26 protein-coding genes are annotated in these 25,105 nt (G+C 58.5%); 15 read left to right on the top strand and 11 right to left on the bottom strand.

Translation table 11 applies throughout. The features are described from left to right. Window positions 1–129 precede the first annotated feature (129 nt). On the top strand, window positions 130–1,131 hold the full coding sequence (locus ACLD9W_RS07620) for a hypothetical protein (protein ID WP_410841461.1): 1,002 nt from the start codon (window positions 130–132) through the stop codon (window positions 1,129–1,131). A 48-nt stretch (window positions 1,132–1,179) separates the two neighbouring features. Beyond that, window positions 1,180–3,696, top strand: a complete 2,517-nt coding sequence (locus tag ACLD9W_RS07615) for a YadA family autotransporter adhesin (RefSeq protein ID WP_410841460.1) — start codon at window positions 1,180–1,182, stop codon at window positions 3,694–3,696. Between the two features lie 225 nt (window positions 3,697–3,921). Here ACLD9W_RS07615 and ACLD9W_RS07610 read toward each other — a convergent pair whose 3' ends face one another. Both ACLD9W_RS07610 and ppx read right to left on the bottom strand, forming a co-directional pair. Continuing rightward, the gene (locus tag ACLD9W_RS07610; protein ID WP_410841459.1) at window positions 3,922–4,608 is read right to left on the bottom strand and encodes a DUF6348 family protein; all 687 of its coding nucleotides are present in this window, start codon (window positions 4,606–4,608) and stop codon (window positions 3,922–3,924) included. Window positions 4,609–4,651: 43 nt separating this feature from the next. Further along, entirely contained in the window at window positions 4,652–6,157 is a 1,506-nt protein-coding gene (gene ppx / locus ACLD9W_RS07605; RefSeq protein ID WP_410841458.1) for an exopolyphosphatase, read from the bottom strand. Window positions 6,158–6,620: 463 nt separating this feature from the next. Between ppx and ACLD9W_RS07600 the strand changes: the two genes are divergently transcribed. The 8 genes from ACLD9W_RS07600 (at window position 6,621) to leuB (ending at window position 12,607) form a co-directional block, all read left to right on the top strand. Then, a complete protein-coding gene (locus ACLD9W_RS07600) occupies window positions 6,621–7,484 on the top strand; it encodes a BPSS1780 family membrane protein (protein ID WP_410841457.1) in 864 nt (287 codons plus the stop codon). A 236-nt stretch (window positions 7,485–7,720) separates the two neighbouring features. After that, window positions 7,721–9,136, top strand: coding sequence for a 3-isopropylmalate dehydratase large subunit (gene leuC, locus ACLD9W_RS07595; RefSeq protein WP_410841456.1), 1,416 nt, complete (start codon window positions 7,721–7,723; stop codon window positions 9,134–9,136). Between the two features lie 170 nt (window positions 9,137–9,306). Then, on the top strand, window positions 9,307–9,528 hold the full coding sequence (locus ACLD9W_RS07590) for a hypothetical protein (RefSeq protein WP_410841455.1): 222 nt from the start codon (window positions 9,307–9,309) through the stop codon (window positions 9,526–9,528). Window positions 9,529–9,600: 72 nt separating this feature from the next. Further along, window positions 9,601–10,242, top strand: coding sequence for a 3-isopropylmalate dehydratase small subunit (gene leuD, locus ACLD9W_RS07585; RefSeq protein ID WP_410841454.1), 642 nt, complete (start codon window positions 9,601–9,603; stop codon window positions 10,240–10,242). Window positions 10,243–10,331: 89 nt separating this feature from the next. Beyond that, window positions 10,332–10,460, top strand: coding sequence for a hypothetical protein (locus tag ACLD9W_RS07580; protein ID WP_410841453.1), 129 nt, complete (start codon window positions 10,332–10,334; stop codon window positions 10,458–10,460). Window positions 10,461–10,496: 36 nt separating this feature from the next. Then, on the top strand, window positions 10,497–10,943 hold the full coding sequence (locus ACLD9W_RS07575; protein ID WP_410841452.1) for a YhcH/YjgK/YiaL family protein: 447 nt from the start codon (window positions 10,497–10,499) through the stop codon (window positions 10,941–10,943). Between the two features lie 71 nt (window positions 10,944–11,014). Next, complete coding sequence (locus tag ACLD9W_RS07570; RefSeq protein WP_410841451.1) at window positions 11,015–11,485, top strand: hypothetical protein; 471 nt, start codon at window positions 11,015–11,017, stop codon at window positions 11,483–11,485. 51 nt (window positions 11,486–11,536) lie between these two features. Beyond that, complete coding sequence (gene leuB, locus ACLD9W_RS07565; protein ID WP_410841450.1) at window positions 11,537–12,607, top strand: 3-isopropylmalate dehydrogenase; 1,071 nt, start codon at window positions 11,537–11,539, stop codon at window positions 12,605–12,607. Between the two features lie 128 nt (window positions 12,608–12,735). On the opposite strand, the gene ACLD9W_RS07560 is transcribed toward leuB, so the two are convergent. Both ACLD9W_RS07560 and ACLD9W_RS07555 read right to left on the bottom strand, forming a co-directional pair. Further along, window positions 12,736–13,203 carry a type IV pilin protein gene (locus ACLD9W_RS07560; protein WP_410841449.1) on the bottom strand — a complete coding sequence of 156 codons (468 nt, stop codon included), beginning with the start codon at window positions 13,201–13,203 and terminating at the stop codon, window positions 12,736–12,738. A 73-nt stretch (window positions 13,204–13,276) separates the two neighbouring features. Further along, window positions 13,277–13,696 (bottom strand): type IV pilin protein, encoded by a 420-nt coding sequence (locus ACLD9W_RS07555; protein ID WP_410841448.1) that lies wholly within the window; start codon window positions 13,694–13,696, stop codon window positions 13,277–13,279. Window positions 13,697–13,998: 302 nt separating this feature from the next. On the opposite strand from ACLD9W_RS07555, the gene ACLD9W_RS07550 reads away from it, so the two are divergent. Further along, a complete protein-coding gene (locus ACLD9W_RS07550) occupies window positions 13,999–15,183 on the top strand; it encodes an efflux RND transporter periplasmic adaptor subunit (RefSeq protein ID WP_410841447.1) in 1,185 nt (394 codons plus the stop codon). 93 nt (window positions 15,184–15,276) lie between these two features. Then, window positions 15,277–17,214, top strand: coding sequence for a MacB family efflux pump subunit (locus ACLD9W_RS07545; protein ID WP_410841446.1), 1,938 nt, complete (start codon window positions 15,277–15,279; stop codon window positions 17,212–17,214). Between the two features lie 4 nt (window positions 17,215–17,218). Here ACLD9W_RS07545 and ACLD9W_RS07540 read toward each other — a convergent pair whose 3' ends face one another. Then, window positions 17,219–17,347, bottom strand: coding sequence for a hypothetical protein (locus tag ACLD9W_RS07540; protein ID WP_410841445.1), 129 nt, complete (start codon window positions 17,345–17,347; stop codon window positions 17,219–17,221). Here ACLD9W_RS07540 and ACLD9W_RS07535 point away from each other — a divergent pair. Next, the gene (locus tag ACLD9W_RS07535) at window positions 17,343–18,725 is read left to right on the top strand and encodes a TolC family protein (RefSeq protein WP_410841467.1); all 1,383 of its coding nucleotides are present in this window, start codon (window positions 17,343–17,345) and stop codon (window positions 18,723–18,725) included. The two genes, ACLD9W_RS07540 and ACLD9W_RS07535, sit on opposite strands and share 5 nt — an antisense overlap. A 90-nt stretch (window positions 18,726–18,815) precedes the next feature. After that, on the top strand, window positions 18,816–19,052 hold the full coding sequence (locus ACLD9W_RS07530; RefSeq protein WP_410841444.1) for a hypothetical protein: 237 nt from the start codon (window positions 18,816–18,818) through the stop codon (window positions 19,050–19,052). Window positions 19,053–19,131: 79 nt separating this feature from the next. Here ACLD9W_RS07530 and hflX read toward each other — a convergent pair whose 3' ends face one another. The 6 genes from hflX to ACLD9W_RS07500 all read right to left on the bottom strand — a co-directional run bounded on the left by hflX (window position 19,132) and on the right by ACLD9W_RS07500 (window position 24,274). Continuing rightward, window positions 19,132–20,292 (bottom strand): GTPase HflX, encoded by a 1,161-nt coding sequence (hflX, locus tag ACLD9W_RS07525; protein WP_410841443.1) that lies wholly within the window; start codon window positions 20,290–20,292, stop codon window positions 19,132–19,134. A gap of 51 nt (window positions 20,293–20,343) precedes the next feature. Further along, complete coding sequence (locus ACLD9W_RS07520) at window positions 20,344–20,577, bottom strand: hypothetical protein (RefSeq protein ID WP_410841442.1); 234 nt, start codon at window positions 20,575–20,577, stop codon at window positions 20,344–20,346. Between the two features lie 140 nt (window positions 20,578–20,717). Next, the gene (yegQ, locus tag ACLD9W_RS07515) at window positions 20,718–22,073 is read right to left on the bottom strand and encodes a tRNA 5-hydroxyuridine modification protein YegQ (RefSeq protein WP_410841441.1); all 1,356 of its coding nucleotides are present in this window, start codon (window positions 22,071–22,073) and stop codon (window positions 20,718–20,720) included. A 199-nt stretch (window positions 22,074–22,272) separates the two neighbouring features. Further along, a complete protein-coding gene (locus ACLD9W_RS07510; RefSeq protein WP_410841440.1) occupies window positions 22,273–22,902 on the bottom strand; it encodes a hypothetical protein in 630 nt (209 codons plus the stop codon). Window positions 22,903–22,989: 87 nt separating this feature from the next. Then, entirely contained in the window at window positions 22,990–23,361 is a 372-nt protein-coding gene (locus ACLD9W_RS07505) for a hypothetical protein (RefSeq protein WP_410841439.1), read from the bottom strand. Window positions 23,362–23,506: 145 nt separating this feature from the next. Next, a complete protein-coding gene (locus ACLD9W_RS07500) occupies window positions 23,507–24,274 on the bottom strand; it encodes a ThiF family adenylyltransferase (RefSeq protein WP_410841438.1) in 768 nt (255 codons plus the stop codon). A 119-nt stretch (window positions 24,275–24,393) separates the two neighbouring features. Here ACLD9W_RS07500 and ACLD9W_RS07495 point away from each other — a divergent pair, with 119 nt between their 5' ends. Next, a complete protein-coding gene (locus tag ACLD9W_RS07495; RefSeq protein WP_009426538.1) occupies window positions 24,394–24,867 on the top strand; it encodes a universal stress protein in 474 nt (157 codons plus the stop codon). The last annotated feature ends 238 nt before the right edge of the window (window positions 24,868–25,105 follow it).

Here is a 25,105-nt window from a genome sequence, read left to right as displayed (position 1 = left end):
CATGCCTGCAGCACATAGACAGCTGTCTCCGAACTGTCTCATGCCAAAGGCAAAAGCAAATCCGAATCGGGCAGATTGGAAACGCTGGCCGTTTTTGCAACAGTCGGGTTGACATCGGCCGCAGCATCTGTGGCGGCGATCACAGAAGGATCGGCAACAGGCGCCAATGCCATTGCCATCGGTACAAACTCGCAGGCATCAGGCGATTCTGCCGTGGCCGTCGGCATCAACGCCAAGACGAACGGCAACCGCGCCGTGGCCGTCGGCAGCGGCACTTCTGCCTCAAAAGATGATGCCGCTGCCTTCGGTAGCGCTGCCGGAGTGGCAACGCAGAACTCGGTCGCCATCGGCAAATCCGCATCCGTGCGGGAAGCAACGGCAGGGAAACTGGCATCTGCGGGTGTCGATGTAAAAACGGCAGACACAACCACAGGCAGCGGCTCGGTGGCGGTCGGCGCGAACAGTAAAGCCTTCGGCACGAACGCCACCGCCGTCGGCCAGTCGTCCAACGCTTTGGGACAAAACTCGTTTGCCGGCGGACAGGTCGCCAAAGCCTACGGCAAATCCAGCGTGGTCGTGGGCGACGGTGCGGTTGCCACCAATGACGTCGCCGCCGCCGTGGGCACATCCTCCCGCGCCACTGCAGGTGGCACGGGTTTGTATTATTCAGACGGCCAACTCGCCGCCACTCCCGCCGCCGCCGTCGCGACCCACACGAATATCGCCGTCGGCAAAGATTCGGCCGTCAATTCGGCCGACCTGCGCAATATCGCCGTCGGCAACGGCGCGGCTACGTCGCATTTCGGTGAAGACAGCATCAGCATCGGCACAAACACCAACAATTTCAAAGCCAACGGCACGAAAACCGACATACCCACCCGTGCCCGCCAAACCATCGCTGTCGGTAAAAATGCCATGACTTACGGCGAAAGCTCGATCGCCCTCGGCAACGGCGCGAAAACCACCAACCTCAAATACAACACCGGCACCGCATCTCCCGCCTACACCACTGCCAACCGGGCGATAGCCGTCGGTGCATCGTCCGAAGCGTCGGGCGAGTCCTCCGCCGCCATCGGCGTCGAAGCGAAAACCGAGCGCAACGATTCGATGTCCATCGGCAAAAAGGCATAGGTGCTTGCCGACCCGTCTGACAACACTGCTTTTGCGAAAACCAACAATATGGCTATCGGCAACAATGCGCTGATTGCTTGCCATGTCGGCACCAGCTCGCTGGCAGTCGGCCATAACGCGCAGGCTTTGGGTGCGGGCAACCAGAAAATGGCACCCGGCACGAACTCGGTTTCCAGCGGCACCATTTCCTCTGCCGTCGGCGTCGCGGCGAAAGCGCACGGCGACACCACCTCGGCCTACGGTTCGTACACCCAGGGGATGGGCGGCTTCGACAGCATGGCCGCAGGCTCGTCAGCCGCCGTCGTCAAGGGCAGCGGCAACATCGCTTCTTCGCAGGCGGACATCGGCTCGGGCAGCATCGGCAAAAGCGGCTTCACCCGCACCCTCACCAAGGTCGCCGCAGGCCGCATCAACAAAGACTCCACCGATGCCGTCAACGGCAGCCAGCTATATCTCACGCAAAACGCCCTCGGCAACCTCGGCAACTCCGCCGTCACCGTGTTGGGCGGCGATGCCGAGATTAAAAAAGACGGCGATGAAGCGGGCACGCTTACCATGAGCGACATCGGCGGCACAGGCAAAAACACCGTCCACGACGCCATCAAAGCATCGAAAACCGAAGTCAAAGCAGGTACCAACATCGCTTCGGTAGACAAAACTGACGATAATTCAGACGGCCACAGCGTCTACACCGTCAATGCCAAAGGCACAACCGTCTCCGCAGCTTCGGACAAAGTCAGCGTCACAAGCAGCGCGAAAAGCGGCAACATCACCGATTACGCCGTCGATTTGTCCGCCGCGGCCAAAGCCAGCCTGGCGAAGGCCGACAGCGCCGTGCAGAACGTCGTTTCCGCCACCCCCAACTTAACGGCTGCCAAAAGCGGCGACACCGTTACACTGAACTTCTCCTCCACACCGACGTTTGACAAAGTCACCACCGGTAACACCGTCACCGACGGCAATGGCGTCACCATCAGCAAAGCAGGCGCATCACCCGTCAGCCTCACTTCAGACGGCCTGAACAACGGCGGCAACACCATCACCAACACCAACACCATCACCATCACCAACAACACCATCACCAACGTTGCCAGCGGCGGTGACACCGACAGCAACGCCGCCAATATCGGCGATGTGAAAAAAGCTGCCGCCGCCGCGAAAAACACCGTATCGGCAGGCGACAGCAATGTCGTTGTCACGCCGAAAACCCATGCAGACGGCCACACTGACTACGCCGTCAAACTGGCCGACAAAGTGGCGCTGGGCAACGGAAAAGTCTCGCTCGACGGTACAACGGGCAATATTGCCGCCGTAGGCAACGTCACAGCGGGCAACACCGTCACCGCCGGAACGGGCGCAAACGCCGTCACTCTTGACGGCACGAAAGCGCAGGTGAAAGCGGGCAGCGTCGTCGTCGACGGCAAAGCGGGCACCGTTACCGGACTGGGCAACAAAACCTGGGGCAGCGGCAGCACGCAGCCCGTCAGCGGCCGCACCGCCACCGAAGACCAGCTCAAAGTCGTCGACAACCAAGTGGCGCAAAACAAAACCGACATCGCCAATCTCAGCGGCAATATCGGCAAGGGTCTCAATTTCGCGGGCAACACCGGTTCGACGAACAAAAAACTCGGCCAAACCGTAAACATCGTCGGCGAGGGCAAAAAAGACGACAGCCGCTATTCGGGCGAAAACATCAAAACCATGGTGGATGCGCAAGGCAATCTGGTCGTCAAAACCGACAAAGACCTCAAAGCCGAAAGCCTCACCGTCGGCAAAGACGGCCAAACCGGCCTTACCCTGTCTGCCGACAACGGCGCGGGACAAATCGCCGTCAACGGCAAAGACGGCGACAACCTCGCAAGCGACGGCGCGATTGCCAAAAAACTCAACCGGCGTCTCGACATCGTCGGCGGTGCGGACAAAAACAAACTGTCCAACAACAACATCGGCGTCAACAAAGACAGCCAAGGCCGTCTGAAAGTGCAGCTGGCCAAAGAGCTGAACGGCTTGACTAACGCATCTTTCGCCGACGGCAGCGGCAACACCAACGTCGTCAACGGCGCGGGCCATGCCGTGCGCGACAACGCGGGCAACCAAACCGCCGTGAACGCGGGCGGCGTCACCGTCACTCCGTCAGCCGCAGGCAAAGCCCCCGTTTCACTGACTGCGGGCGGACTGGACAACGGCGGCAACCAAATCAGCAACGTTGCCGCGGGCACGAAAGCCACTGACGCGGTAAATGTCGGCCAGCTCAATGCCAAACTCGGCGCGCTGACCGATGCCGCCAACCTGAACTTCAACGCATTGGAGCGCAAAATCAACGATATCGGCGACAACGCCAATGCGGGCGTAGCCGGTGCGATTGCCCAAGGCTCGATTCCGCAGGTTACCCGCCCGGGCGCATCCGGCCTCGGCGTGGGCAGCGGCTACTACGGCGGACAATTCGCCCTAGCAGTCGGCATGTCCTCGATGAGCGACGGCGGCAACTGGATTGTGAAAGGCAATGTTTCCGTCAACACCCGAGGCCGCGTCGGCGCGGGCGCGGGCGCGCTGTACCAGTGGTAGGCGGAACGGGTTTTCAGACGGCCTGATGCCGTCTGAAAACCGCCCGCCCTCCATGCGGCGCATGGCAAAAGGCCGTCTGAAAACTCTTTTTGGTTTTCAGACGGCCTTTTGCGGTGCGCGGCGGATTAGGCGGGAGAAGTGTCGGATACAAGTATCCGGCCTGCTGCAAGGTTGTCCCATTAAAAACCGCGTGCGTTGCCGTGCAACACACCCTGTCGCCGTTTTTCAGACGGCCTCTTGCGGCATGAGGATGAGGAATTGGCGCAGGCTGTAGAAGTGTTCGCGGCGCGGCCAGTCGAGGCGGGCGAGGGCGGTTTCGGCGAAGGCTTGGTTTTCGTTGTCGATGAGAAATTCGACGCAGTCGGTTTCGCCCGCGCTTTGGCTGTAGTAGAAGCGGACGAAGTGGATGCGTCGGTCGGGGCGGGCGCGGCGCAGGGCTTCGCGGATGGCGTTTTGCAGGGCGTCGGCGGGCAGTTCGGGTTTGTCGCCCGCGTATTTGGTGACGGTGTTGCCGGTGTAGGCATCGAAGGGGATGCCGTTGAGGGTCAGAGTTTGCGCTTTGCTGCGGCGGCGGTTGAAGGCGTCGAGGATGGTGTGCAGGGCGCTTTCCTGGAAGTTCTCCCAGTTGCCGCTGAGGGCTTCTTCGACGGTGGCGCCGACATCGCCGTAGGCTTCGTAGAGCAGGCGGCCGTCGGGCAGGGCGGTTTCGACGTCGAGGCGGGTGACGACGGCGTTGTCGTGGCGTTGGCTGACGTAGGCGAGGGTGTCGAGGGCGGCGGGAACGGCAAAATCGGGAATGAGTTTGCCGTCTTCTTCGCGCACTTGGTGGCCGTGGGCGGTGAGGGCGGCGTGGAGGATTTGGTTGAGGGTGTAGTCGTCGCTGTCTTGTGTAGCGGGGGTTTGGTCGGTCATGGCGGTTTTCGTCGGTTCGCGGGATGTTTTCAGACGGCCTTTTTCAGACGGCCTCTACTGTGAAGCGGATATGGGTTTTCGCCCATTGTTCGCTTTCGTCGTTGAGGGCGCCGGCGGTGAGGGGATTTTCGTCCAGCCATTGCCTGCTGATGCGCAGGACGATGCTGCCGCTCTCGGGGCTGCCCAGACGGGTGTGGCGGGGCAGCTCGAAGGGGAGGCGGGCGCGGTTGAAGAGGACGGACAGGCGCAGGGCGAAGAGGGCGTACCACATGATGTTGCCGCCTTGGATTTGGTCGGCGACTTTGCGTACGTCGCCGCGCTGGCCAAGGGCGAGGGCGGCGAGGATGTTTTGTTCTTTGCGCGAGAAGCCGGGCATGTCGGCTTGGGCGAGGATGTAGGCGGTGTGTTTGTGGTAGGCGGTGTGGGCGATGTCGGTGCCGATTTCGTGCAGTGCGGCCGCCCAGCGCAGGTATTGCCGCCAGTGTTTGAGTTCATGCACGGAGACGTTTTGCGCGAGGCTTTCGAGCAGGTGGTCGGCGGTGCGGGCGACGCGTTCGGCCTGGCTGCGGGAGACGTGGTAGCGTTCCTGGAAGCGGACGACGGTTTGTTCGCGCATGTCTTCGTTGAGGCTGCGGCCGATGAGGTCGTAGAAAACGCCGTCGCGCAGGGCGGCGTCGGTGACGTTCATGGTTTCGACGCCGAGTTCTTCGAATACGGCAATCATCACAGCCAGGCCGCCGGCGAAGACTTCGACGCGTTCGGCTTTGAGGCCTTCGAGTTTGGCTTTTTTGACGCTGCCGGCTTCGGCGATGCGCTGGGCAAGTTTTTTCATGCCGACGTAGGTGATGGTTTCTCCGCTGTTGCCGGTTTCGGCGGCGAGAACGTCGCGGATGGATTTGGCCGAGCCGGAGGTGCCGATGGCGAAGTCCCAGCCGGTGCGCTTGTATTTTTGTGCGATGCGCTGGATTTCGGCGCGGGCGGCGGTGACGGCCGTCTGAAAGTCTTTTTCACCGGTTTTGTTTTTGAAAAAGCGCATGGTGTAGGTGACGCAGCCCAGGGGCAGGCTTTCGGCGCAGGCGGGCTGGGCTTCCGAGCCGATGACGAATTCCGTCGAGCCGCCACCGATGTCGACGACGAGCATGCGGTCGCCGTTGGGCGGCAGGGTGTGGATGACGCCGGTGTAGATGAGGCGGGCTTCTTCGCGCCCGGCGATGACTTCGATGGGAAAGCCCAGCGCGGCTTCGGCCTGCGGGATAAAGGCGGCGATGTTTTTGGCGACGCGGAAGGTGTTGGTGGCAACGGCGCGGACTTGCTCGGGGGCGAAACCGCGCAAGCGTTCGCCGAATTTGGCGAGGCAGGCGAGGGCGCGCTGCTGCGAGGCTTCGTCGAGGTTTTTCTGTTCGTCCAAACCGGCGGCAAAGCGCACCATTTCTTTAATGGAATCGACGACTTGGAGCTGGCCGTTGTCGTTTTGGCAGATTTGCAGGCGGAAGCTGTTGGAACCGAGATCGACGGAAGCGAGCATTTGCGGGGTGTCGGGGCTGTTCATGCAGATGGGGGATGGGGGAAAACGGAAAGGCGGCATTGTATAGCGAACCAAAATGGAAAATCTACGGCGTTGCAGCGCCTGGCCGTACTACTTGTACTGTCTGCGGCTTGCTGCCTTGTATCTTTTTTATTTTGACTCACTATATCTTTCCCATTTTGCTTCACTATCAGTCAGGCCGTCTGAAAACCGCAATTTTCAGACGGCCTTGGGTTGTGGCGGAACAGGAGGCCGTCTGAAAAAGCGGATTCGGTTTGATTTGCGGCCGTCTGAAAAAACGGAATCGCGGTTTTTCAGACGGCCTTTCTCCTGCCTGTTGCGCCAAACGGATAGGGCAATGCTTTGCGCCGCAGATTTTATTTCGCAAACAGCGGGTTTTGGTTAAAATGCGTCAATCATTTTTACGCTTGCGGCCGCTGCTTTTCAGGCGGCTGTTTATTTGAACTGCAAACAGGGAGTTTTTTATATGAACCAATACGATCCTTCTTCTTTCGAGTCTGCGCCGCAGCTTTTGGCCGAGCCGCGCAAAGTGGCGTGGGGCGAGGGCGCTGCCTGGATCAGTCAGGCGTGGCGGATATTCAGGCTGCGCCCGTGGATGTGGCTGGGCATGATTTTTGTGATAGGGCTGATCGGCGCGCTGGTGCAGCTTGTTCCCTTTGTCGGCGGCCTGATCAGCGCGCTGCTTTCGTTTTTCTTCACCGGCGGCCTGATGCTCTCGTGCGACGCGCTGGAAGAGGGCGGCGAATTGCAGTTTGATTATCTGTTTTCCGGCTTCAAATACAAATTCGGCGAACTGGCGGTGCTGACGCTGCTTTATATCGCGTTTCTCATTGTCGGCCTGATTGTGGCCGGCATTCTGTTTGCCATATTTGTCGGCGGTTTCAATCCCGGCGAGTTTGCCGCCGCCATCAATTCGGGCTCGGGCGATGCGGGCGACGCGTTGCTGGTTATCCTGTTTATGCTGATTATTATGATGCTGTATATTCCGCTGATAATGATGGTTTGGTTTGCGCCCGCACTGATTGTGCTGCACGATGTGCGGCCGTTTGAATCGATGAAAATGAGCTTCAAAGCCTGCCTGCGCAATATCGGTGCGTTTATCGTCAACGGGCTGGCTTGGTCGGGCATGGCCTTGGCGGCGGCTTTGGTGATTACGCTGGTCGGCTTGCCCTTCGGCTTGTTTTCCAACAATGCCGGACCGGCCTATCTTGTGATCAGCCTGATGATGCTGCTGATGATTCCGCTGTGGCTTGTTTTCGCCTGTATGATGCAGATCGGCTATTACACGGCCTACCGCAGCATTTGGACAGACCCGCCGCTGAAACGTTAAACACACCATCCGAACATGCCGCTCTGTTTTTCAGACGGCATGTTTTTTGCGGCTGCGGCAGGCCGTCTGAAAGCCTGTTTTAGACGGCTTGATAAGACAATTTGTCCAAAAATATAATAGAAATTCAAATCAACAGGCGGAGCTTGCAGATTTTTAGACATTTTGCTTGCGCCGCGCCCTGTTCGCCGCTACCATAGCCGCCGTTTTTCGACCCGAATATCTAAAAAGAACCAAACATGAACACCAACCCACAAACCCTTTACGACAAACTCTGGAACAGCCACGTCGTGCGCGAAGAAGAAGACGGCACGGTTCTTCTCTACATCGACCGCCATCTGGTGCACGAAGTGACCAGCCCGCAAGCTTTTGAAGGCCTGAAAATGGCCGGGCGCAAGCTGTGGCGCATCGACAGCGTGGTCTCCACCGCCGACCACAACACGCCTACCGGTGATTGGGACAAAGGTATCCAAGACCCGATTTCCAAACTGCAAGTAGACACTTTGGACAAAAACATCAAAGAATTCGGCGCGCTGGCCTATTTCCCGTTTATGGACAAAGGTCAGGGCATCGTGCATGTGATGGGCCCCGAGCAGGGCGCGACGCTGCCGGGTATGACCGTAGTATGCGGCGACTCGCACACCAGCACCCACGGCGCATTCGGCGCACTGGCGCACGGCATCGGCACTTCCGAAGTGGAACACACCATGGCGACGCAGTGCATCACTGCTAAAAAGTCCAAATCCATGCTGATTAAGGTTGAAGGCCGTCTGAAAGCCAACGTTACCGCCAAAGACATCGCCCTTTACATCATCGGCCAAATCGGCACCGCCGGCGGCACGGGTTACGCCATCGAGTTTGGCGGCGAAGCCATCCGCAGCCTGTCGATGGAAGGCCGCATGACCCTGTGCAATATGGCCATCGAAGCGGGCGCGCGCTCGGGCATGGTGGCCGTCGATCAAACCACCATCGATTATGTGCACGGCAAACCCTTTGCGCCCAAAGGCGAAGCGTGGGACAAAGCCGTCGAATACTGGCGCACGCTGGTATCCGACGAAGGCGCGGTGTTCGACAAAACCTACACCTTCCGCGCCGAAGACATCGAGCCGCAGGTAACTTGGGGCACATCGCCGGAAATGGTGCTCGACATCAGCGGCAAAGTGCCCAACCCCGCCGACGAAGCCGATCCCGTCAAACGCAGCGGCATGGAGCGCGCCCTCGAATACATGGGCTTGGAAGCGGGCACGCCGCTGGCGGACATTCCGGTGGACATCGTGTTTATCGGCTCGTGCACCAACAGCCGCATCGAAGACTTGCGCGAAGCCGCCGCCGTGGCCAAAGGCCGCAAAAAAGCCGACAACGTCTCGCGCGTGCTGATTGTCCCCGGCTCGGGCTTGGTCAAACGCCAGGCCGAAGCAGAGGGCTTGGACAAAATCTTCACCGACGCGGGCTTCGAGTGGCGCGAACCGGGCTGCTCAATGTGTCTGGCGATGAACGCCGACCGCCTTACCCCCGGCCAGCGCTGCGCGTCCACCTCCAACCGCAACTTCGAAGGCCGCCAAGGCAACGGCGGGCGCACCCATCTCGTCAGCCCTGCAATGGCGGCGGCGGCAGCGGTAACCGGCCGCTTTACCGATGTGCGCAGCATGGTATAAACCCGCCTGCTTTTCAGACGGCCTCCCGTTCTGTCAAGAGGCCGTTTGAAAAGCAAAACTGTAAAAAAACATCAAAACATGCAATGAAGAACATGGGCGCGGCCTAATCCGCGATAATGGCCGCGCACGGTTTGCCGTGTAATTTGTTTAACAACCCTAAGGAAACAAAGATGAAAAAACTCTTAGCCTTGTCCGCAGCCTTCGCCCTTGCCGCCTGTGCCGGCACTTGGAGCGGAGTGAAAGAAGACACCGCACGCAACGTTGACAAAACCGAATCCGGCCTCGAAAAAGGCTGGGACAAAACCAAAGAAGCGGTACGCAAAGGCGGCAACGCCGTCGGCCGCGGCCTCTCCCATGCGGGCGAGAAACTCGAAAACGCCACCGCAGAATAAACCCGCCACACAGGCCGTCTGAAACCATAGCGAGGCTTTTCAGACGGCCTCCTTCATCCTTCGGAACACGCCATGAAATCCTTCACCCGCATCAACGCCCTAGTCGCCCCGCTCGACCGGGCCAACGTCGATACCGACGCCATCATCCCCAAACAATTCCTCAAATCCATCAAACGCAGCGGCTTCGGCCCCAACGCCTTTGACGAATGGCGCTATCTCGACCACGGCGAGCCGGGCATGGACAACAGCAAACGCCCGCTCAACCCCGATTTTTCACTCAACAAGCCGCGCTATCAGGGCGCACAGGTTTTGCTGACACGCAAAAACTTCGGCTGCGGCTCCTCGCGCGAACACGCGCCCTGGGCGCTGGACGACTACGGTTTCCGCGCCGTGATTGCCCCCAGCTTCGCCGACATTTTCTTCAACAACTGCTACAAAAACGGCCTGCTGCCCATCGTGTTGAGCGAAGAAACCGTCGAACAATTATTCCGCGAAACCGAAGCCAACGAAGGCTACCGCCTCGACATCGACTTGGAAAAACAAACGGTCACCACCCCCTCGGGCGAATCTTTCCCTTTCGACATCACCGAACACCGCAAACACTGCCTGCTCAATGGCCTCGACGAAATCGGCCTCACGCTGCAACACGCCGACGAAATCAAAGACTTTGAAGCGAAGCGCCGCCAAAGCCAGCCTTGGCTGTTTAACGGCTGAACACGCAAAAGGCCGTCTGAAACCCGCCTCAGACGGCCTTTGCCTGCCTGAGGTCGTCTGAAAAACGATCCCGACCTTCCCGCCCCACCATGTGCCAACACCACGAAACCCTCGTCAGACAATCCCGCCACCGCTACAAGCGGCTGCTGTTTGCCATCGCCGCCATCCGCCAAAACCGCCACGGCGATTTGTTTTGGGCGAAAAAACCGAAACCGTAGCCCAAAAGGCCGTCTGAAACCCGTCCGACACAACACATGATTACCGACACCATCGCCAACGCCGGGCGCTACGCCGCGCTGCATCCCGATTTTCCCGACGCCGTCCGCCTGCTGCAAACCCTCGATTTCGCCGCGCTGCCCGACGGACAACACGACACCGGCAATCCCAACATCCGCCTCTTTGTCGGCAGTGAACCCATGCGCACGCGCGAAGCGGCCCAACCCGAAGCGCACCTGCGCCACATCGACATCCAAGTGCCGCTCAGTGGAACGGAAACCTACGGCTGGGCGGACAGAGGCTGTTTGAAAAACGGCACAGGCTACGACGAAGCGCGTGACATCGAATTTTTTGACTGTCCCTGCGAAACCTGGCTTGACATCCATGTCGGCGAGTTCGCCCTGTTTTTCCCCGCCGACGGCCATGCGCCGCTGGTCGGCAGCGAAGCCGCCATCCGCAAAGCCGTGTTCAAAATCCGACTGTAAGTTTAAATGTCCCGACAAACATGCCTGACTCACACTAAATATATAAACATTTAATTTAAAATGAGAAACTTATGATTATCGGCGTGATTGATTGCCTGCCTACGGAAGCCACATATAGAAATCCCCAACCTGATATTGACCAATACAAACAAGTTTGTCAGATTGTGGATGCTTTTCAAAATGACTGCCTCCAGCCTGATGTCTTACATGTTGTCCCGCCTTCAATGGCTAATTTTTACGGAGGCACGAAAGTAAGCTTCACTTTGGATTACAAACACAGCTACTATCCATGGATTAACACCAATATCATTGAAGCATTAGAAGATTTAATGAACCTTTTACCTTTTCACAAAGCCGTACTCTATGCTGAAAATGCCAGTTGCGTTATAGAATGGCATCTGGTTGACGATATGAAAGAAAACCTATCAAACACCATCAGTGAGTCTTCCAAATATGCACATATCTGCAGAGTAGCGTATGGCAGGATTGATGAGTTACCCTCTTGCCGCCCTACCGATAAAGACAAATTATTTATTGCTTGAAATGCTTCAAAGCCAATCTGCATCAATATTTACCCACCTAGGAAACCCTTTATGACTTACCAAATCGCCATTCTGCCCGGCGACGGCATCGGCCCCGAAATCACTGCCCAAGCCGTGCGCGTACTCGACAAACTGATTTCAGACGGCCTCAATGCCGCCTATTCCTACGCCCCGCTCGGCGGTGCTGCCTACGACGAATACGGCCATCCCTATCCCGAGTTCACCCAAAAGCTGTGCCGCGCCGCCGATGCCGTGCTGCTCGGCGCGGTTGGCGGGCCGCAGTACGACAATCTCGATCGCCCCCTGCGCCCCGAGCGCGGCCTGTTGGCCATCCGAAAAGACTTGAACCTGTTTGCCAACCTGCGCCCGGCAGTGTTGTACAAAGAGCTGGCCAACGCATCCACGCTCAAGCCCGAAGTGGTGGCCGGTTTGGACATCCTGATTGTGCGCGAGCTTACCGGCGACATCTATTTCGGCGAACCGCGCGGCATCCGCACGCTGGAAAACGGCGAGCGCGAAGGCTACAACACCATGCGTTACAGCGAAAGCGAAATCCGCCGCATCGCCAAAATCGCCTTTGAAGCCGCCCAAAAACGCGGCAAAAAACTCTGCTCGGTCGATAAAGCCAATGTGCTGGAAACCACCGAGCTGTGGAAAGAAATTTTCAACGACGTGGCCAAAAGCTACCCCGATGTCGAATTGAGCCATATGTATGTGGACAACGCCGCCATGCAGCTGGTGCGCGCGCCCAAACAGTTTGACGTGATCGCCACCGGCAACATCTTCGGCGACATTTTGTCCGACCAGGCATCGATGCTCACCGGTTCCATCGGCATGCTGCCTTCCGCTTCGCTCAACGAAAGCGGCAAAGGCCTGTACGAGCCTTCGCACGGCTCCGCGCCCGACATCGCCGGGCAGGACAAAGCCAATCCGCTGGCCACCATTTTGTCGCTGGCGATGCTGCTGCGCTACAGCCTGAACGACGAAAAGCGTGCCCGCCAAGTGGAAAACGCCGTGCAGAAAGTCCTGCAGCAAGGCATCCGCACCGCCGATATTTTTGAAGACGGCTGCACGCAAGTTTCCTGCTCGCAAACGGGCGATGCGGTATTGACGGCGTTATAAGGCCGTCTGAAAAAGCCGGGAGGCCGTCTGAACGCTTTTCAGACGGCCTCTTGCTTATCCCTTGCAGCCGGAATAAAACAGCGGCCGGACATTCTTTGTCCGGCCGCTGTTTTTCGGGTTCAGACGGCCTATTCGTAAACCGTGCAATCCTGATCCGTGCCGTTGGCATTGGAGAAATAGGGCGAAGTATCGGAACAGGACGAATTGCTGCTCTCGCAGATGGTGAGGATATGGTCTTGGTTGATACGCAGGACACGCGGCTCATTGTCTTTGTCCAAGGCGACGGCTTTGACGGTGAAGCTGTCGGTCAGCGCGCCTTGGGCGTTGCCCTGCATTTTGAAGCAGAAATGTCCGTTGCGGGTGAAGGGGATGTCCGCCCAAGTGGTGGAGTCGGCTTTGAACGATCGGTTGCGCGCATAAAACTGTTCGAGCGCGCGGGCATTGTCGAATAAAACGGCGGAAGCCTGTTTCATGCGGGCGTTTTTGACGTGGCGCTGGTAAGAAGGGTAGACGATGGCAGCCAATACGGCCAGCACGGCCGCAGCAACCATGACTTCGATAAGGGTAAAGCCGGAAAAGGAAAAATGCCGCTTCATGGCCGGACTCCTAGTTGAGAATGCAGATGAAGCGGCAGTATTCGGCAAACTGGGGATTTTGTAAAGATAGGAATCAGTACATTTCGCAGTCTTTGTCGGCACCCGTCCCGGTGCAGACGGTGACAATGCCGTCGTCGTTAAGCTGCATATAGCGATTTTCGTTGGGATTATTGGCTTTGGGCGTGGCGGTAAGCAGGTAATGGCCGACATCGGGATCGGTCATGTTTTGATTGTCGTCATTGTAGACGTAGGTGATCTCGAAATATTTGTTGTCGTTTTTCAAATCGTCAAAGTTGTTGAACGTGCGGTTGCGCGCGTAGAAGCGTTCGAGGCGCTGGGCGTTGTTGAGCAGGTCGCCGCGCACGTTTTCCAAACGGGTTTTGCGGATGAAGCTGTCGTAGGACGGATAGGCGATGGCGGCAAGAATGGCGATGATGGCAACCGTAATCATCAGCTCGATCAGGGTGAAACCGTGTTGGTTGTGACGTTTCATGGTATTCCGTTCTGTAATGTGCGCCGCCCGATCGGGCGGCAGATTGGATTATTGTGGAGAGACGCGCGGATTATAGCGGATTTTTCCGCCTTATGCGGTTGTCACGGCTGATTTGCCGCAGGCTTGTGTAAAATCGTTCTTTTTCATGTAAACGGCAAAGCAAAAAACCGTTTACAATCAAACATATGAATTCCGTTCCGCCGTCTCCCCCCGCTTGGCGCTTATGGGGCTTTACAGTAAACTCGCCGCCGTTTGTGCGTTGAAGACGCATTGTTACCCGATTTCCGAAAGAGAATCAGCCGATGAAAAAAGCCTTGAAGTGGGGCGCCGCCCTGATTGCCGCCGCAGCCGCCGCCTTTGCGGTCTGGTCGTATTTCCAACCGAAAAACGAAGTCAAATACATCACCGAAGCCGTAAAACGCGGTGACATCAGCCAAACCGTATCGGCTACGGGCGAGATTTCACCGTCGAATCTGGTAACGGTGGGCGCTCAGGCTTCGGGGCAGATTAAAAAGCTGTATGTAACGCTGGGGCAGCAGATTAAAAAGGGCGATTTGGTGGCGGAAATCGATTCGACCACGCAGACCAACGCGCTGAACACGGAAAAATCCAAGCTGGAAACTTATCAGGCCAAGCTGGTTTCGGCGCAGATCGCCCTGAACACGGCCGAGAAAAAATACAAACGCGAAGCCGCGCTGTGGAAAGAAGAAGCCACATCCAAAGAAAACCTCGAAAGCGCGCAAGACACGCTGGCCGCCGCCAAAGCCACGGTGGCCGAACTCAAAGCCTCGATCAACCAAACCAAAATCTCCATCAACACCGCCGAATCGGATTTGGGCTACACGCGCATTACCGCGCCGATGGACGGCACAGTCGTAGCCATCCCCGTGGAAGAAGGCCAAACGGTCAACGCGGTGCAGTCCACCCCCACCATCATCCAGCTTGCCAATCTGCAAACCATGCTCAACAAAATGCAGATTGCCGAGGGCGACATCACCAAAGTCAAAGCGGGGCAGGATATTTCGTTTACGATTTTGTCCGAACCCGATGCACCGATTAAAGCCAAGCTCGACAGCGTCGACCCGGGCTTAACCACCATGTCGCTGGGCAGCTACACCAGCAGCACCGACACCACGTCCAACGCGATTTACTACTACGCCCGCGCCCTCGTGCCCAACCCCGAGGGCAAGCTCTCCATCGGCATGACCACGCAAAACACCATCGAAATCAGCGGCGCGAAAAATGTGCTCACCGTGCCGACGATGGCCGTGAAAAAACAGGGCGGCAAAACCGTGGTGCGCGTATTGGGTAAAGACGGCAAGGCGGCCGAGCGCGAAGTGCAAACCGGCCTGAAAGACGGCGTGAACACCGAAATCAAAAGCGGTGTCAACGAAGGCGAGCAGGTGGTGATTTCCGAAATGACGGCGGCCGAGCAGGAAAAAAGCAGCGAAGCCGTGATGATGGGCGGGCCGCCGCCAGGTCGTTAAGGCCGTCTGAAACACAGGCCGTCTGAAAGCAAGCTCCTTTTCAGACGGCCTTGCGCCCTATTCCTCCGTATGCCGTCTGAAGTCAGGAAAGCCATGAGCCTTATCGAATGTAAAAACATCAACCGCTACTTCGGCAGCGGTGAAAACCGCGTCCACGTATTGAAAGATGTGAGCCTGTCTATCGAAAAAGGCGATTTCGTCGCCATCATCGGCCAGTCCGGTTCGGGCAAATCCACGCTGATGAACATCCTCGGCTGCCTCGACACCGCCACTTCCGGCTCCTACCAAATCGACGGCATCGAAACCGCCAAAATGCAGCCTGACGAATTGGCCGCGCTGCGGCGCGAACGCTTCGGCTTTATTTTCCAACGCTACAACCTCTTAGGCTCGCTTACCGCCCGCGACAACGTCGCCCTACCCGCCGTGTATATGGGCATGAGCCAGAAAGACCGCTCCGTGCGGGCGGAAAAACTGCTGCACCAACTGGGTTTGGACAACAAGGAAAACAACAAACCGAGCGAACTCTCCGGCGGCCAGCAGCAGCGCGTTTCCATCGCCCGCGCCCTGATGAACGGCGGCGAAATCATCTTCGCCGACGAGCCCACCGGTGCACTCGACACCGCCAGCGGCCAAAACGTGATGGAAATCATCCACGACCTGCACGCGCAGGGGCACACCGTAATCATGGTTACGCACGACCCCGGCATCGCCGCCAACGCCAACCGCGTGATTGAAATCCGCGACGGCCAAATCATCTCCGACACTGTCAAAAACCCCGACATCCCGCCCAGCAGCGTCGAGCGCATCGCCGAAAAAGCCTCGTGGTCGTTTTATTACGACCAGTTTATGGAAGCGTTCAAAATGTCGGTGCAGGCCATAGTCGCACACAAAATGCGCTCGCTCTTAACCATGCTCGGCATCATCATCGGCATCGCCTCGGTAGTGTCCGTTGTCGCACTGGGCAACGGCTCGAGCCAGAAAATCCTCGAAGACATCAACTCGATGGGCACCAACACCATCAGCATCTTCCCCGGGCGCGGCTTTGGCGACCGCCGCGCCGGACGCGTGAAAACCCTCACCATCGCCGATGCTAAAGCCATCGCCCAACAAAGCTACGTCGATTCCGTTACTCCGCAAACCTCGTCCAGCGCCACGCTCACCTACCGCAACACCGACCTTACCTCCATGCTCTACGGCGTGGGCGAAGGCTATTTCGACGTGCGCGGCCTCAAGCTTGCACGCGGGCGGCTGTTTGATTCGGACGACGTCAAAGCCGACGCGCAAGTGGCTGTCATCGACGACAACGTGCGCGCCAAACTCTTCCCCGAAGGCACCGACCCGCTGGGCAAAACCATCCTGTTCAAAAAACGCCCGCTCACCGTTATCGGCATTCTCAAAAAAGAAGAAAACAACTTCGGCAGCTCCGACATGCTGATGGTGTGGTCGCCCTACACCACCGTAATGCACCAGATTACCGGCGAGAGCCACGCCAGCTCGATTACCGTGAAAATCAAAGACGACGTGAGCAGCCAAGTGGCCGAAAAAAGCCTGACCGAGCTGCTCAAAGCGCGGCACGGCACGGAAGACTTTTTCATGAACAACAGCGACAGCATCAAGCAGATGGTGGAAAAAACCACCGGCACCATGACGCTGCTGATTTCCAGCATCGCCGTGATTTCCCTCATCGTCGGCGGCATCGGCGTGATGAACATCATGCTCGTGTCCGTAACCGAGCGCACCAAAGAAATCGGCGTGCGCATGGCCATCGGCGCGCGGCGCAACAACATCTTGCAGCAGTTTCTCATCGAGGCCGTCTTAATCTGCCTGATCGGCGGCCTGATCGGCGTAGGCTTGTCGATGGCCATCGGCCTGGTGTTCAACCATTTCGTTACCGATTTTCCGATGTCCTTTTCCACCCTCTCCATCGTCGGCGCGGTCGCCTGTTCCACCATCATCGGCGTACTGTTCGGCTTCATGCCCGCCAACCGCGCCTCCAAACTCAACCCGATTGACGCGCTGGCGCAGGATTAAATTTTCAGACGACCTTTTCAGACGGCCTACTATCCCCAAAAGGCCGTCTGAAAACCGCAAACACCCGATTCAGACGGCCTCCTGCCGCATCTTGCCAAAGGCCGTCTGAAACCCAAGAAACGGACTCCATCATGAACAAACCCCTTTTTCAGACGGCCTCAACCCTCGCCCTCGCCACCGCCCTCAGCGGCTGCGCCATCCACAGCACCGAACAGGCGCTGACCTTGGAGGCCACCGGCCATGTGATGAGCGCCGCCGAAGCAGCCGAGCGTTACGACATCAACGGCAACTGGTGGGAAATCTACCAAAGCCCGCAGCTTAACGCGCTGATTGCTCAGGCGCTGGCCGACAACATCGAGCTGAAACAAGCCGCCGTCAGCGTCAACAAAGCCCTGTACGAAGCCAACATCGCCGGTGCGGATTTGCTGCCCGGCGCCGGCGGTTCGCTTAGCGCGTCCACCTCAAAAAACCTCAAAACCGGCGACAAAGGCAACAATTTCGGCAGCCGCCTCGAATTGAGCTACGAGCTGGATTTGTGGCGCAAACTCAGCGCCGCCGCCGACAGCCGCGTTTGGGAATACCAGGCCACGCAGCAAGACCTCGCCAACACGCGCCTCACACTCGCCAACAGCGTGGCCAACGCTTATTTCAACATCGCCTATCTCAACGAAGCGATTGAATTAACGCAAAAAACCGTCAAGCAATACCAAGAAATCGTCCGCATCGCCGATGCCAAATTCCGCCACGGCCGCGTCGATTCGAGCCAGCCCACCCAGTCTGCCCAATCGCTGCTCTCCGCGCAAAACAGCCTGCTCGCGCTGCAAAACAGCCGCGACGCGCAAATCCAAACCCTGCGCAACCTGTTGAATTTAAAGCCCGGCCAAAACCCGGCCGCCGACCCCGCGTCTTACCGCCTGCCCAAAACAGCGGGCGTCAACCTCGACGTACCCATCACCGTACTGGCCAACCGCCCCGATTTGCGCGCCGCCGAATACCGCGTCCAATCCGCGCTGCAAACGCTCAACGTGCAAAAACGCAGCTGGTATCCGAGCATCACGCTGGGCGCAACCTTGAGCACCTCGTCCGACAAAGCCAGGAGCGCGTTCAACATCCCGCTTTTGGGCGGCAGCGTCGGCATCAGCCTGCCGTTTCTCAACTGGCAGACGATGAAATGGAAAGACAAATCCGCCAAAGCCAATTTCGACAAGGCCAAACTCTCGTTTGAACAAACCCTCACCACCGCGCTCAACGAAGTCCACACGCATTATCTGGCCTACCAAAACGCCCGCGCCACCCTCGCCAACCAAGAGCAGCGCCTCGCCCTCGAGCGCAAAAACAGCCGCTACTACCAACTGCGCTACCAACACGGCAAAAACGAGCTTAAAGACTGGCTCGAAGCCCTTAACAGCGAATACGCCGCCGCGCAAAACGTGTTGAACCAACGCTACGAAACCCTCAAAAGCGAAAGCACCACCTACAAAGCCATGGCCGGGCGCTACACGCCCAAATAGGCCGTCTGAAAACGGAGAAAACACCAAAGGTCGTCTGAAAACAGCTTTCAGACGGCCTTTTCTGCTTCTGCCGCAGGGCAGGGCGCTTGTATGGACTCATTGGGCAGCAACATCCGCCCGCCCTGTCATGCCCGTTGCCCGCCGACCCAACCGACTTTTCAGACGGCCTTTTGTCTGCCGCACAGATTCACGCAAGCGCCCGAATCCGCGTGCGTGCTGCGCGGCACACTCTGTCTGAAACGGCAAAGGCCGTCTGAAATTCCTTGTTCGGTTTTTTCAGACGGCCTTTTGTGGTGCGCGGCCGGTTCGGTATTTCAGACGGCCTGAAAGACGACGACCTTTTTGCTTTCAGACGGCCTCTGAGACCGTCTGAAAAAAGCGGGTTCGTTAGGGAAACGGCGGCGGTTTACGGCTTGTAAAGGCCGTCTGAAAGGGCAAGTTCGATCAGGGCTTGGCGCAGTTCGGCCAGCCCCGCGCCGGTTTTGACGGAGATGTTGACGGCGGCGGGGCGGCCTTGGGCATTACGCAAGATGCCTGTGGGGCGGGTGTCGGGCGGCAGGAGGTCGGTTTTATTGTAGACCAAGAGCTGAGGGATGTCGCCCGCGCCGATTTCGGCAAGGACGCGGTTGACGTCGTCGACCTGCCGCTCATGGTCGTCACGCGAGGCGTCGATAACGTGGATGATAAGGTCGGCGAGGGCGGTTTCTTCGAGGGTGGCGGAAAAGGCGGCGACAAGGCCGTGCGGCAGGTCGCGCACGAAGCCGACGGTGTCGGTGAGGATAACGCTGGCTTCAGGCGAGAGATAGAGGCGGCGGGCGGTGGTGTCGAGGGTGGCGAAGAGCTGGTCTTTGGCGAAAACGTCGGCTTTGGTGAGGCGGTTGAACAGGCTGGATTTGCCGGTGTTGGTGTAGCCGGCAAGGGCGAAGGTGGGCAGGCTGCCGCTTTGGCGAGCTTTGCGGCGGGTGGCGCGCCCCCGTTTGACGGCTTCGAGGCGTTTTTTCAGGGCGGTGATTTTTTGGCCGATGAGGCGGCGGTCGGTTTCGAGCTGGGTTTCGCCCGGCCCTTTGAGGCCGATGCCGCCTTTTTGGCTTTGCAGGTGGCCGTAGCCGCGCACGAGGCGGCCGGAGAGGTGGGTGAGTTGGGCGAGTTCGACCTGCAGGCGGCCTTCCTGGCTTTGCGCGCGTTGGGCGAAGATGGCGAGGATGAGGCCGACGCGGTCGAGCACGCGGCATTGCAGGATTTTTTCGAGGTTGCGCTCCTGCGTGGGGCTGAGTTCGTGGTTGAAGACGGCCAGTTCGATGTTGTCGGCGGCCACGGCGGTGGCGAGTTCTTCGGCTTTGCCCGTGCCGACAAACAGGGCGGTGTGGGCGCGGGCGCGTTTGGCGGTTTCGCGGCGCACGAGTTCGCCGCCGGTGGCGCGGACGAGTTCTTCGGCTTCGTCGAGGGCAGCGCGGAAGGCGCGTTCGCGGGTTTCGTTGGCGCCGCTGTAGTCGGCTTCGAGCATGACGCCGACGAGCATGATGCGTTCGGGTTTGCTCAGGGTTTTGTCGGGTCTGCGTTCGGACATGGGGTTTCCTTTGTTTAGGCCGTCTGAACGGGTTTCAGACGGCCTTTGCTGTTATTGGAAGGCGGCATACGCGCCGACGGCGACGAGCACGCTGATGCCTATCCAAATCGTGAGCTTGACACTTGCCCACTGGTCTTCGTGCCAGCGGCCGAGCAGGGCGCTGAAGATATCGGGGGTGAACGAGAGTTTGATGCTGTTCCACAGCTCTTCCCAATCGCCAAAGAGCAGCAGAAACAGCAGATAGGCGGTGACAAGACCGGCGGCGATGCCTGCATATAAGGCCATTTTTCTTCCTTCGGACGAAGATACGGATGCGGCGGATTATATACGGAATGCGCTGTTTGCCATGCTGAGGCCGTCTGAAAAGGTTTTCAGACGGCCTTTGCTTTCAGACGGCCTTTTGCCGTTACGGACGGCGGCGCGGTTTACGGGTTGATGATTCTGGCCACCAGCGCCTTTTCCTTGCCCTGCATCCCGGGAATCTGCACCTGGATGCCGTTGCCGGGGGCGACGTCGGCCGCTTCGCCGCCTCGTTTCATTGCCTGCAATACGATGGTTTGGTTGCCCTGCGGGTGGATGATTTCCAGCGTGTCGCCGACGGCAAAGCGGTTTTTCACGTCTACCGTGGCCCAGCCGTCGGCGTCGATGGCGCTGACCTGGCCGACATACTGGCTTTGTTTCGACAGCGAATGGCCTTCGAGATAGTTTTGGTATTCCTGCGTTTGGTGGCGTTCGAGAAAGCCGGTGGTGTAGCCGCGGTTGGCCAGACCTTCGAGTTCGGCCAAGAGGCCGTAGTCGAAGGGGCGGCCGGCGACGGCGTCGTCGATGGCTTTGCGGTAGGCTTGGGCGACGCGGGCGACGTAGTAAACCGATTTGGTGCGACCTTCCACTTTCAGGCTGTCCACGCCGATTTTTGCCAGTTCGGCCACCTGCTCGACGGCGCGCAGGTCTTTGGAATTCATAATATAGGTGCCGTGTTCGTCTTCCATAATCGGCATGTATTCGCCCGGGCGGTTGGACTCTTCGAGCAGGAAAATTTTGTCGGCTTTGGGGTGGCGTTTCTGGCCGTTGATGCCTTCAAAGGCCTGGTTGGCTTCTTCCTGCGCTTTGTTGAAGTCGAAGCCTTCCAATAATTTGGCGTCGCCCATTTCGTCGATTTGTGCGTCGTGGACTTTGTAGTCCCAGCGGCAGGAGTTGGTGCAGGTGCCTTGGTTGGGGTCGCGGTGGTTGAAGTAGCCCGAGAGCAGGCAGCGGCCGGAATAGGCGATGCACAGGGCGCCGTGCACGAAGACTTCCAGTTCGATGTCCGGGCATTCCTGGCGGATTTCGGCGATTTCTTCCATCGACAATTCGCGCGACAGAATAATGCGTTCGACGCCGATGTTCTGCCAGAATTTCACGCCCCAGTAGTTGGTGGTGTTGGCCTGCACGGAAAGATGAATCGGCATCTCCGGCCAGCGCTCGCGAGTAACCATAATCAGGCCAGGGTCGGCCATAATCAGGGCGTCGGGCTTCATGGCAACCAAGGGTTCCATGTCGGCGACAAAGGTTTTGAGCTTGGAGTTGTGCGGCAGGGTGTTGCAGGTGAGGAAGAATTTTTTGCCGCGCCGGTGGGCTTCGGCGATGCCGTCTGAAAGGACGTCGAGCTTGGCAAATTCGTTGTTGCGCGCGCGCAGGGAGTAGCGCGGGCTGCCGGCGTAAACGGCGTCGGCGCCGTAGTCGAAGGCGGTGCGCATGCGCTCGGGGCCGCCGGCGGGCAGCAGGAGTTCGGGAGATTTCATGGTGTTTGTGCTGTGTTTGGTGTGGTGAAACGGTTTTCAGGCTGCCTTGGGATGTGAAGGCAGCCTGAAAGGTTTGAAAACGTCTGAAAACAAGGGTTTCAAGCGGGGCGGATTATCCGCGCTTTCGCAGGCGGCGGCAAGGCGGGTTTCAGACGGCCTTTGGGGTTTGCCCTGCCCGCGTGAGGCCGTCTGAAAAGGCTTATTCTCCGGCTTCTTCCGTGCTTTCGTATCGGGTGTAGCCCAGCAGTGCCTGCAGTTCTTTGCCGTATATTTCCCACAGATCTTTGCGGCGGTAGCCCATAAGGTACGTTTCGATGTGTTGCAGGTATTCGCTGCGGTTGCGGTAAACGGCGTCGGGGCGTTGGCTCAGGTAGCGTTTGACGGTGCGGATGATGTCGCGGTCGACAGGTTTGCGTTTTTTCGGCGGCAGGTTTTTCAGGTAGGCAAGGGCTTCTTCGCCGTCGAAGCCGAAGACGAGTTCGATGTCGAGCGAGAATGCCAAATCGCTGCCGCCGTTGAATTTGGCGCGGTAGAGACTGCGGATGTCGCGCCACTGCATATGGCGGTAAAGCATCATGGCGCAGAGGGTGGTTTCATCGCGGACATCCAAGCCGAGCGGGTAGCATTTGCGGTATTCGCGCAGCAGTTTTTTTATCAGCGGTCTGTCGCGTCCGTCAAAATCTTCGGAGAGTTCGAGTGTAAGGGCGATGAGGTTGAGATGGGCGGCATTCAGGCTGTTTTTGCCGCGTATGCGGTAGGACTTGGGCAACTTTTGGTGCGGGCGGACGCGCAGGCGTCGGATTAGGCGGCGGAAAGGGTTGTCGGTCATGTTCGGGCTTTCGGAAGGGTTTCAGACGGCCTTTGAGGCCGTCTGAAACAGTTTTTTTTTAAAAGAAAGGCGGGCTTTCAGACGGCCTCACCACCAGGGTCCCCACGGGCGCGGGCCGTACCACCAGTCGTCGTAGTAGCTGTAGCGGCGCAGGTCTTCGAGGCGCTGTTCGGCGGTGTAGGTCTGCCAGGCCATGCGGTAGCAGGCTTGGAACATTTTGTCTTCCACTTTGTCGATGTAGGCGAGGCGGAAGGCTTGTTTTTCCTTGGCGTTTGCGCCGGTTTGGCCGTCGAACTGGCGGCGCATCATGGCGGCGGTGTCGGGATCGCACTGGGCGGCGAGGGTGACTTGCAGGTTTTGCCGGGCGCGGATGCGGGCGGCTTCACGCTCGGCCTGCTGCTCGGGAGTGAGGGCGCAGGCGGAAAGGGCGGCTGCAGCGATTAGGACGGCGTATTTCATCGTAAAGCTCCTTGTCGTAAGTGGACGGGAAACGGCAGTGGTTCGGCTTGGGCTCTTTTGTTTGGCAACGGAAGCGGTTTTCCGTTTTCAGACGGCCTGTTGCACGGACATTATCGTCCTTTATTAGGAATGAAACAAAGCGGTTTTACCTTTTTCCGGCAACGATGTGTTCGATAGCAGCTTGGGCGCAGTAAAGGCCGAAGGCGGTGGTGACGAGCATGGTTGCGCCGTAGCCCGCGCAGGAGAGTCCCTGCGGCGTGGTGTTGCAGGCGGCGGCGGTTTGCGGCGGCGTGATGTTTTCGAGGGAATAGACGCAGGGGACGCGCATTTTCTGTTTGGGATCGCGCGAAAAGCCGTGGCGGCGGCGCAGGGTGTAGCGCAGGTTGGCTAAGAGCGGGTCGTGGGTGACGGCGGAGAGGTCGGCGGTGCGGATGTGGGCAGGGTTGCGCTGCCCGCCCGCTCCGCCACTCAAGATGAAGGGCTGGCCGCTGTGGACGAAATGGGCGGCCATGGCGGCTTTGACGCGCACTTGGTCGATAGCGTCGATGACAAAATCGAAAGGCCGTCTGAAAATCTCGGGCAGGTTTTCTTCGGTGACGAAGTCTTCGATTTCGCTGACGCGGCAGGTGGGGTTGATTTGGCCGATGCGCTCGGCTAGGGCGGTGGTTTTGGCTTTGCCGAAGTTGTCGGTAAGGGCGTGGAGCTGGCGGTTGACGTTGGATTCGGCGACGTTGTCCAAGTCGATGAGGGTGAGCGCGCCGACGCCGGAGCGGGCGAGGGCTTCCGCCGCCCACGAGCCGACGCCGCCGAGGCCGACGACGCAGACGTGCGCCTGCGACAGGCGTTGCAGGGCGGGTTCGCCGTAGAGGCGGGCGATGCCGCCAAAGCGGCGGGAGGATGGGGAATCGGTCATTGCGTGAGGTCAAATCAAAACGGAAAAAATGCGCATCTTGCGCGCGGGCTGGATTATACTGCGCGTCCTGCGGCCTGTCCGCAGGACAAAGTCCTATATCAACGTCAAGGAGAGTTTTTATGTATAAGCATCTGGTGGTAGCGGTAGACGGCAGCGAAACTTCTGCCAACGCCTTGAAACACGCATGCAGCGTGGCGGCTGCGGGCAAGGCCCGTCTGACTTTGGTACACGTTGCCAATCCCGCCGAATACATGGCGCTCGCACCCGAGTTTTTGCAGCAGGACAGCTATGAGGAGGCTGCCATTGCCAACGGCAACGAGGTGCTCTCGGCCGCTCTGGAAATCACCAACGGCGCGGAAGCGGGCATTGCGGGCGTGAGCACGCACCTGCTGTTGGCCAACAAGGGCGCGCGCGAGATGGCGCAGGAGCTGGTGGATTATGCCGACCAGCAGGGCGCCGACCTTTTGGTTTTGGGCACGCACGGCCGCACGGGGCTAATGCACCTGTTGATGGGCAGCTTCGCGGAAACCGTGATGCGCCAAAGCCATCTGCCGCTTTTGATTATCCGCAGCGAGCCGACCGACGAGGAATAAGGCGCGGCGCCCGTCTGCCGTATCCAAGTTAAAGAGGCCGTCTGAAAACCGCCGCGTGCTGAGGGTTTTCAGACGGCCTTTGTGTGCCTAAGGATGTGTCGGCCATCCGTTTCAAAAGCCAGATGCCGACATATAGAGACCTTTGCAAAAAAGCCCTTCCTTCGACAGCCGGAACCCAAACACAGGTTTTCGGCTGTTTCCTCCCCCAATCACTCCTGATTTTACCCAAATACCCCCT

Origin of the sequence: Neisseria sp. WLZKY-1, assembly GCF_046546535.1 — a bacterium.
In the GTDB taxonomy this organism is placed as follows: domain Bacteria; phylum Pseudomonadota; class Gammaproteobacteria; order Burkholderiales; family Neisseriaceae; genus Neisseria.
Note: the sequence above shows the minus strand (reverse complement) of the source record. Positions and strands in the feature narration are given on the sequence as shown.

What these genes read in the sequence shown, in the direction of transcription:
- ACLD9W_RS07615 (WP_410841460.1), top strand. Translation starts at nt 1,180, where the DNA reads ATGGCTATCGGCAACAATGCGCTGATTGCTTGCCATGTCGGCACCAGC.
- ACLD9W_RS07610 (WP_410841459.1), bottom strand. Translation starts at nt 4,608, where the DNA reads ATGACCGACCAAACCCCCGCTACACAAGACAGCGACGACTACACCCTC.
- ppx (WP_410841458.1), bottom strand. Translation starts at nt 6,157, where the DNA reads ATGAACAGCCCCGACACCCCGCAAATGCTCGCTTCCGTCGATCTCGGT.
- ACLD9W_RS07600 (WP_410841457.1), top strand. Translation starts at nt 6,621, where the DNA reads ATGAACCAATACGATCCTTCTTCTTTCGAGTCTGCGCCGCAGCTTTTG.
- leuC (WP_410841456.1), top strand. Translation starts at nt 7,721, where the DNA reads ATGAACACCAACCCACAAACCCTTTACGACAAACTCTGGAACAGCCAC.
- ACLD9W_RS07590 (WP_410841455.1), top strand. Translation starts at nt 9,307, where the DNA reads ATGAAAAAACTCTTAGCCTTGTCCGCAGCCTTCGCCCTTGCCGCCTGT.
- leuD (WP_410841454.1), top strand. Translation starts at nt 9,601, where the DNA reads ATGAAATCCTTCACCCGCATCAACGCCCTAGTCGCCCCGCTCGACCGG.
- ACLD9W_RS07580 (WP_410841453.1), top strand. Translation starts at nt 10,332, where the DNA reads ATGTGCCAACACCACGAAACCCTCGTCAGACAATCCCGCCACCGCTAC.
- ACLD9W_RS07575 (WP_410841452.1), top strand. Translation starts at nt 10,497, where the DNA reads ATGATTACCGACACCATCGCCAACGCCGGGCGCTACGCCGCGCTGCAT.
- ACLD9W_RS07570 (WP_410841451.1), top strand. Translation starts at nt 11,015, where the DNA reads ATGATTATCGGCGTGATTGATTGCCTGCCTACGGAAGCCACATATAGA.
- leuB (WP_410841450.1), top strand. Translation starts at nt 11,537, where the DNA reads ATGACTTACCAAATCGCCATTCTGCCCGGCGACGGCATCGGCCCCGAA.
- ACLD9W_RS07560 (WP_410841449.1), bottom strand. Translation starts at nt 13,203, where the DNA reads ATGAAGCGGCATTTTTCCTTTTCCGGCTTTACCCTTATCGAAGTCATG.
- ACLD9W_RS07555 (WP_410841448.1), bottom strand. Translation starts at nt 13,696, where the DNA reads ATGAAACGTCACAACCAACACGGTTTCACCCTGATCGAGCTGATGATT.
- ACLD9W_RS07550 (WP_410841447.1), top strand. Translation starts at nt 13,999, where the DNA reads ATGAAAAAAGCCTTGAAGTGGGGCGCCGCCCTGATTGCCGCCGCAGCC.
- ACLD9W_RS07545 (WP_410841446.1), top strand. Translation starts at nt 15,277, where the DNA reads ATGAGCCTTATCGAATGTAAAAACATCAACCGCTACTTCGGCAGCGGT.
- ACLD9W_RS07540 (WP_410841445.1), bottom strand. Translation starts at nt 17,347, where the DNA reads ATGATGGAGTCCGTTTCTTGGGTTTCAGACGGCCTTTGGCAAGATGCG.
- ACLD9W_RS07530 (WP_410841444.1), top strand. Translation starts at nt 18,816, where the DNA reads ATGGACTCATTGGGCAGCAACATCCGCCCGCCCTGTCATGCCCGTTGC.
- hflX (WP_410841443.1), bottom strand. Translation starts at nt 20,292, where the DNA reads ATGTCCGAACGCAGACCCGACAAAACCCTGAGCAAACCCGAACGCATC.
- ACLD9W_RS07520 (WP_410841442.1), bottom strand. Translation starts at nt 20,577, where the DNA reads ATGGCCTTATATGCAGGCATCGCCGCCGGTCTTGTCACCGCCTATCTG.
- yegQ (WP_410841441.1), bottom strand. Translation starts at nt 22,073, where the DNA reads ATGAAATCTCCCGAACTCCTGCTGCCCGCCGGCGGCCCCGAGCGCATG.
- ACLD9W_RS07510 (WP_410841440.1), bottom strand. Translation starts at nt 22,902, where the DNA reads ATGACCGACAACCCTTTCCGCCGCCTAATCCGACGCCTGCGCGTCCGC.
- ACLD9W_RS07505 (WP_410841439.1), bottom strand. Translation starts at nt 23,361, where the DNA reads ATGAAATACGCCGTCCTAATCGCTGCAGCCGCCCTTTCCGCCTGCGCC.
- ACLD9W_RS07500 (WP_410841438.1), bottom strand. Translation starts at nt 24,274, where the DNA reads ATGACCGATTCCCCATCCTCCCGCCGCTTTGGCGGCATCGCCCGCCTC.
- ACLD9W_RS07495 (WP_009426538.1), top strand. Translation starts at nt 24,394, where the DNA reads ATGTATAAGCATCTGGTGGTAGCGGTAGACGGCAGCGAAACTTCTGCC.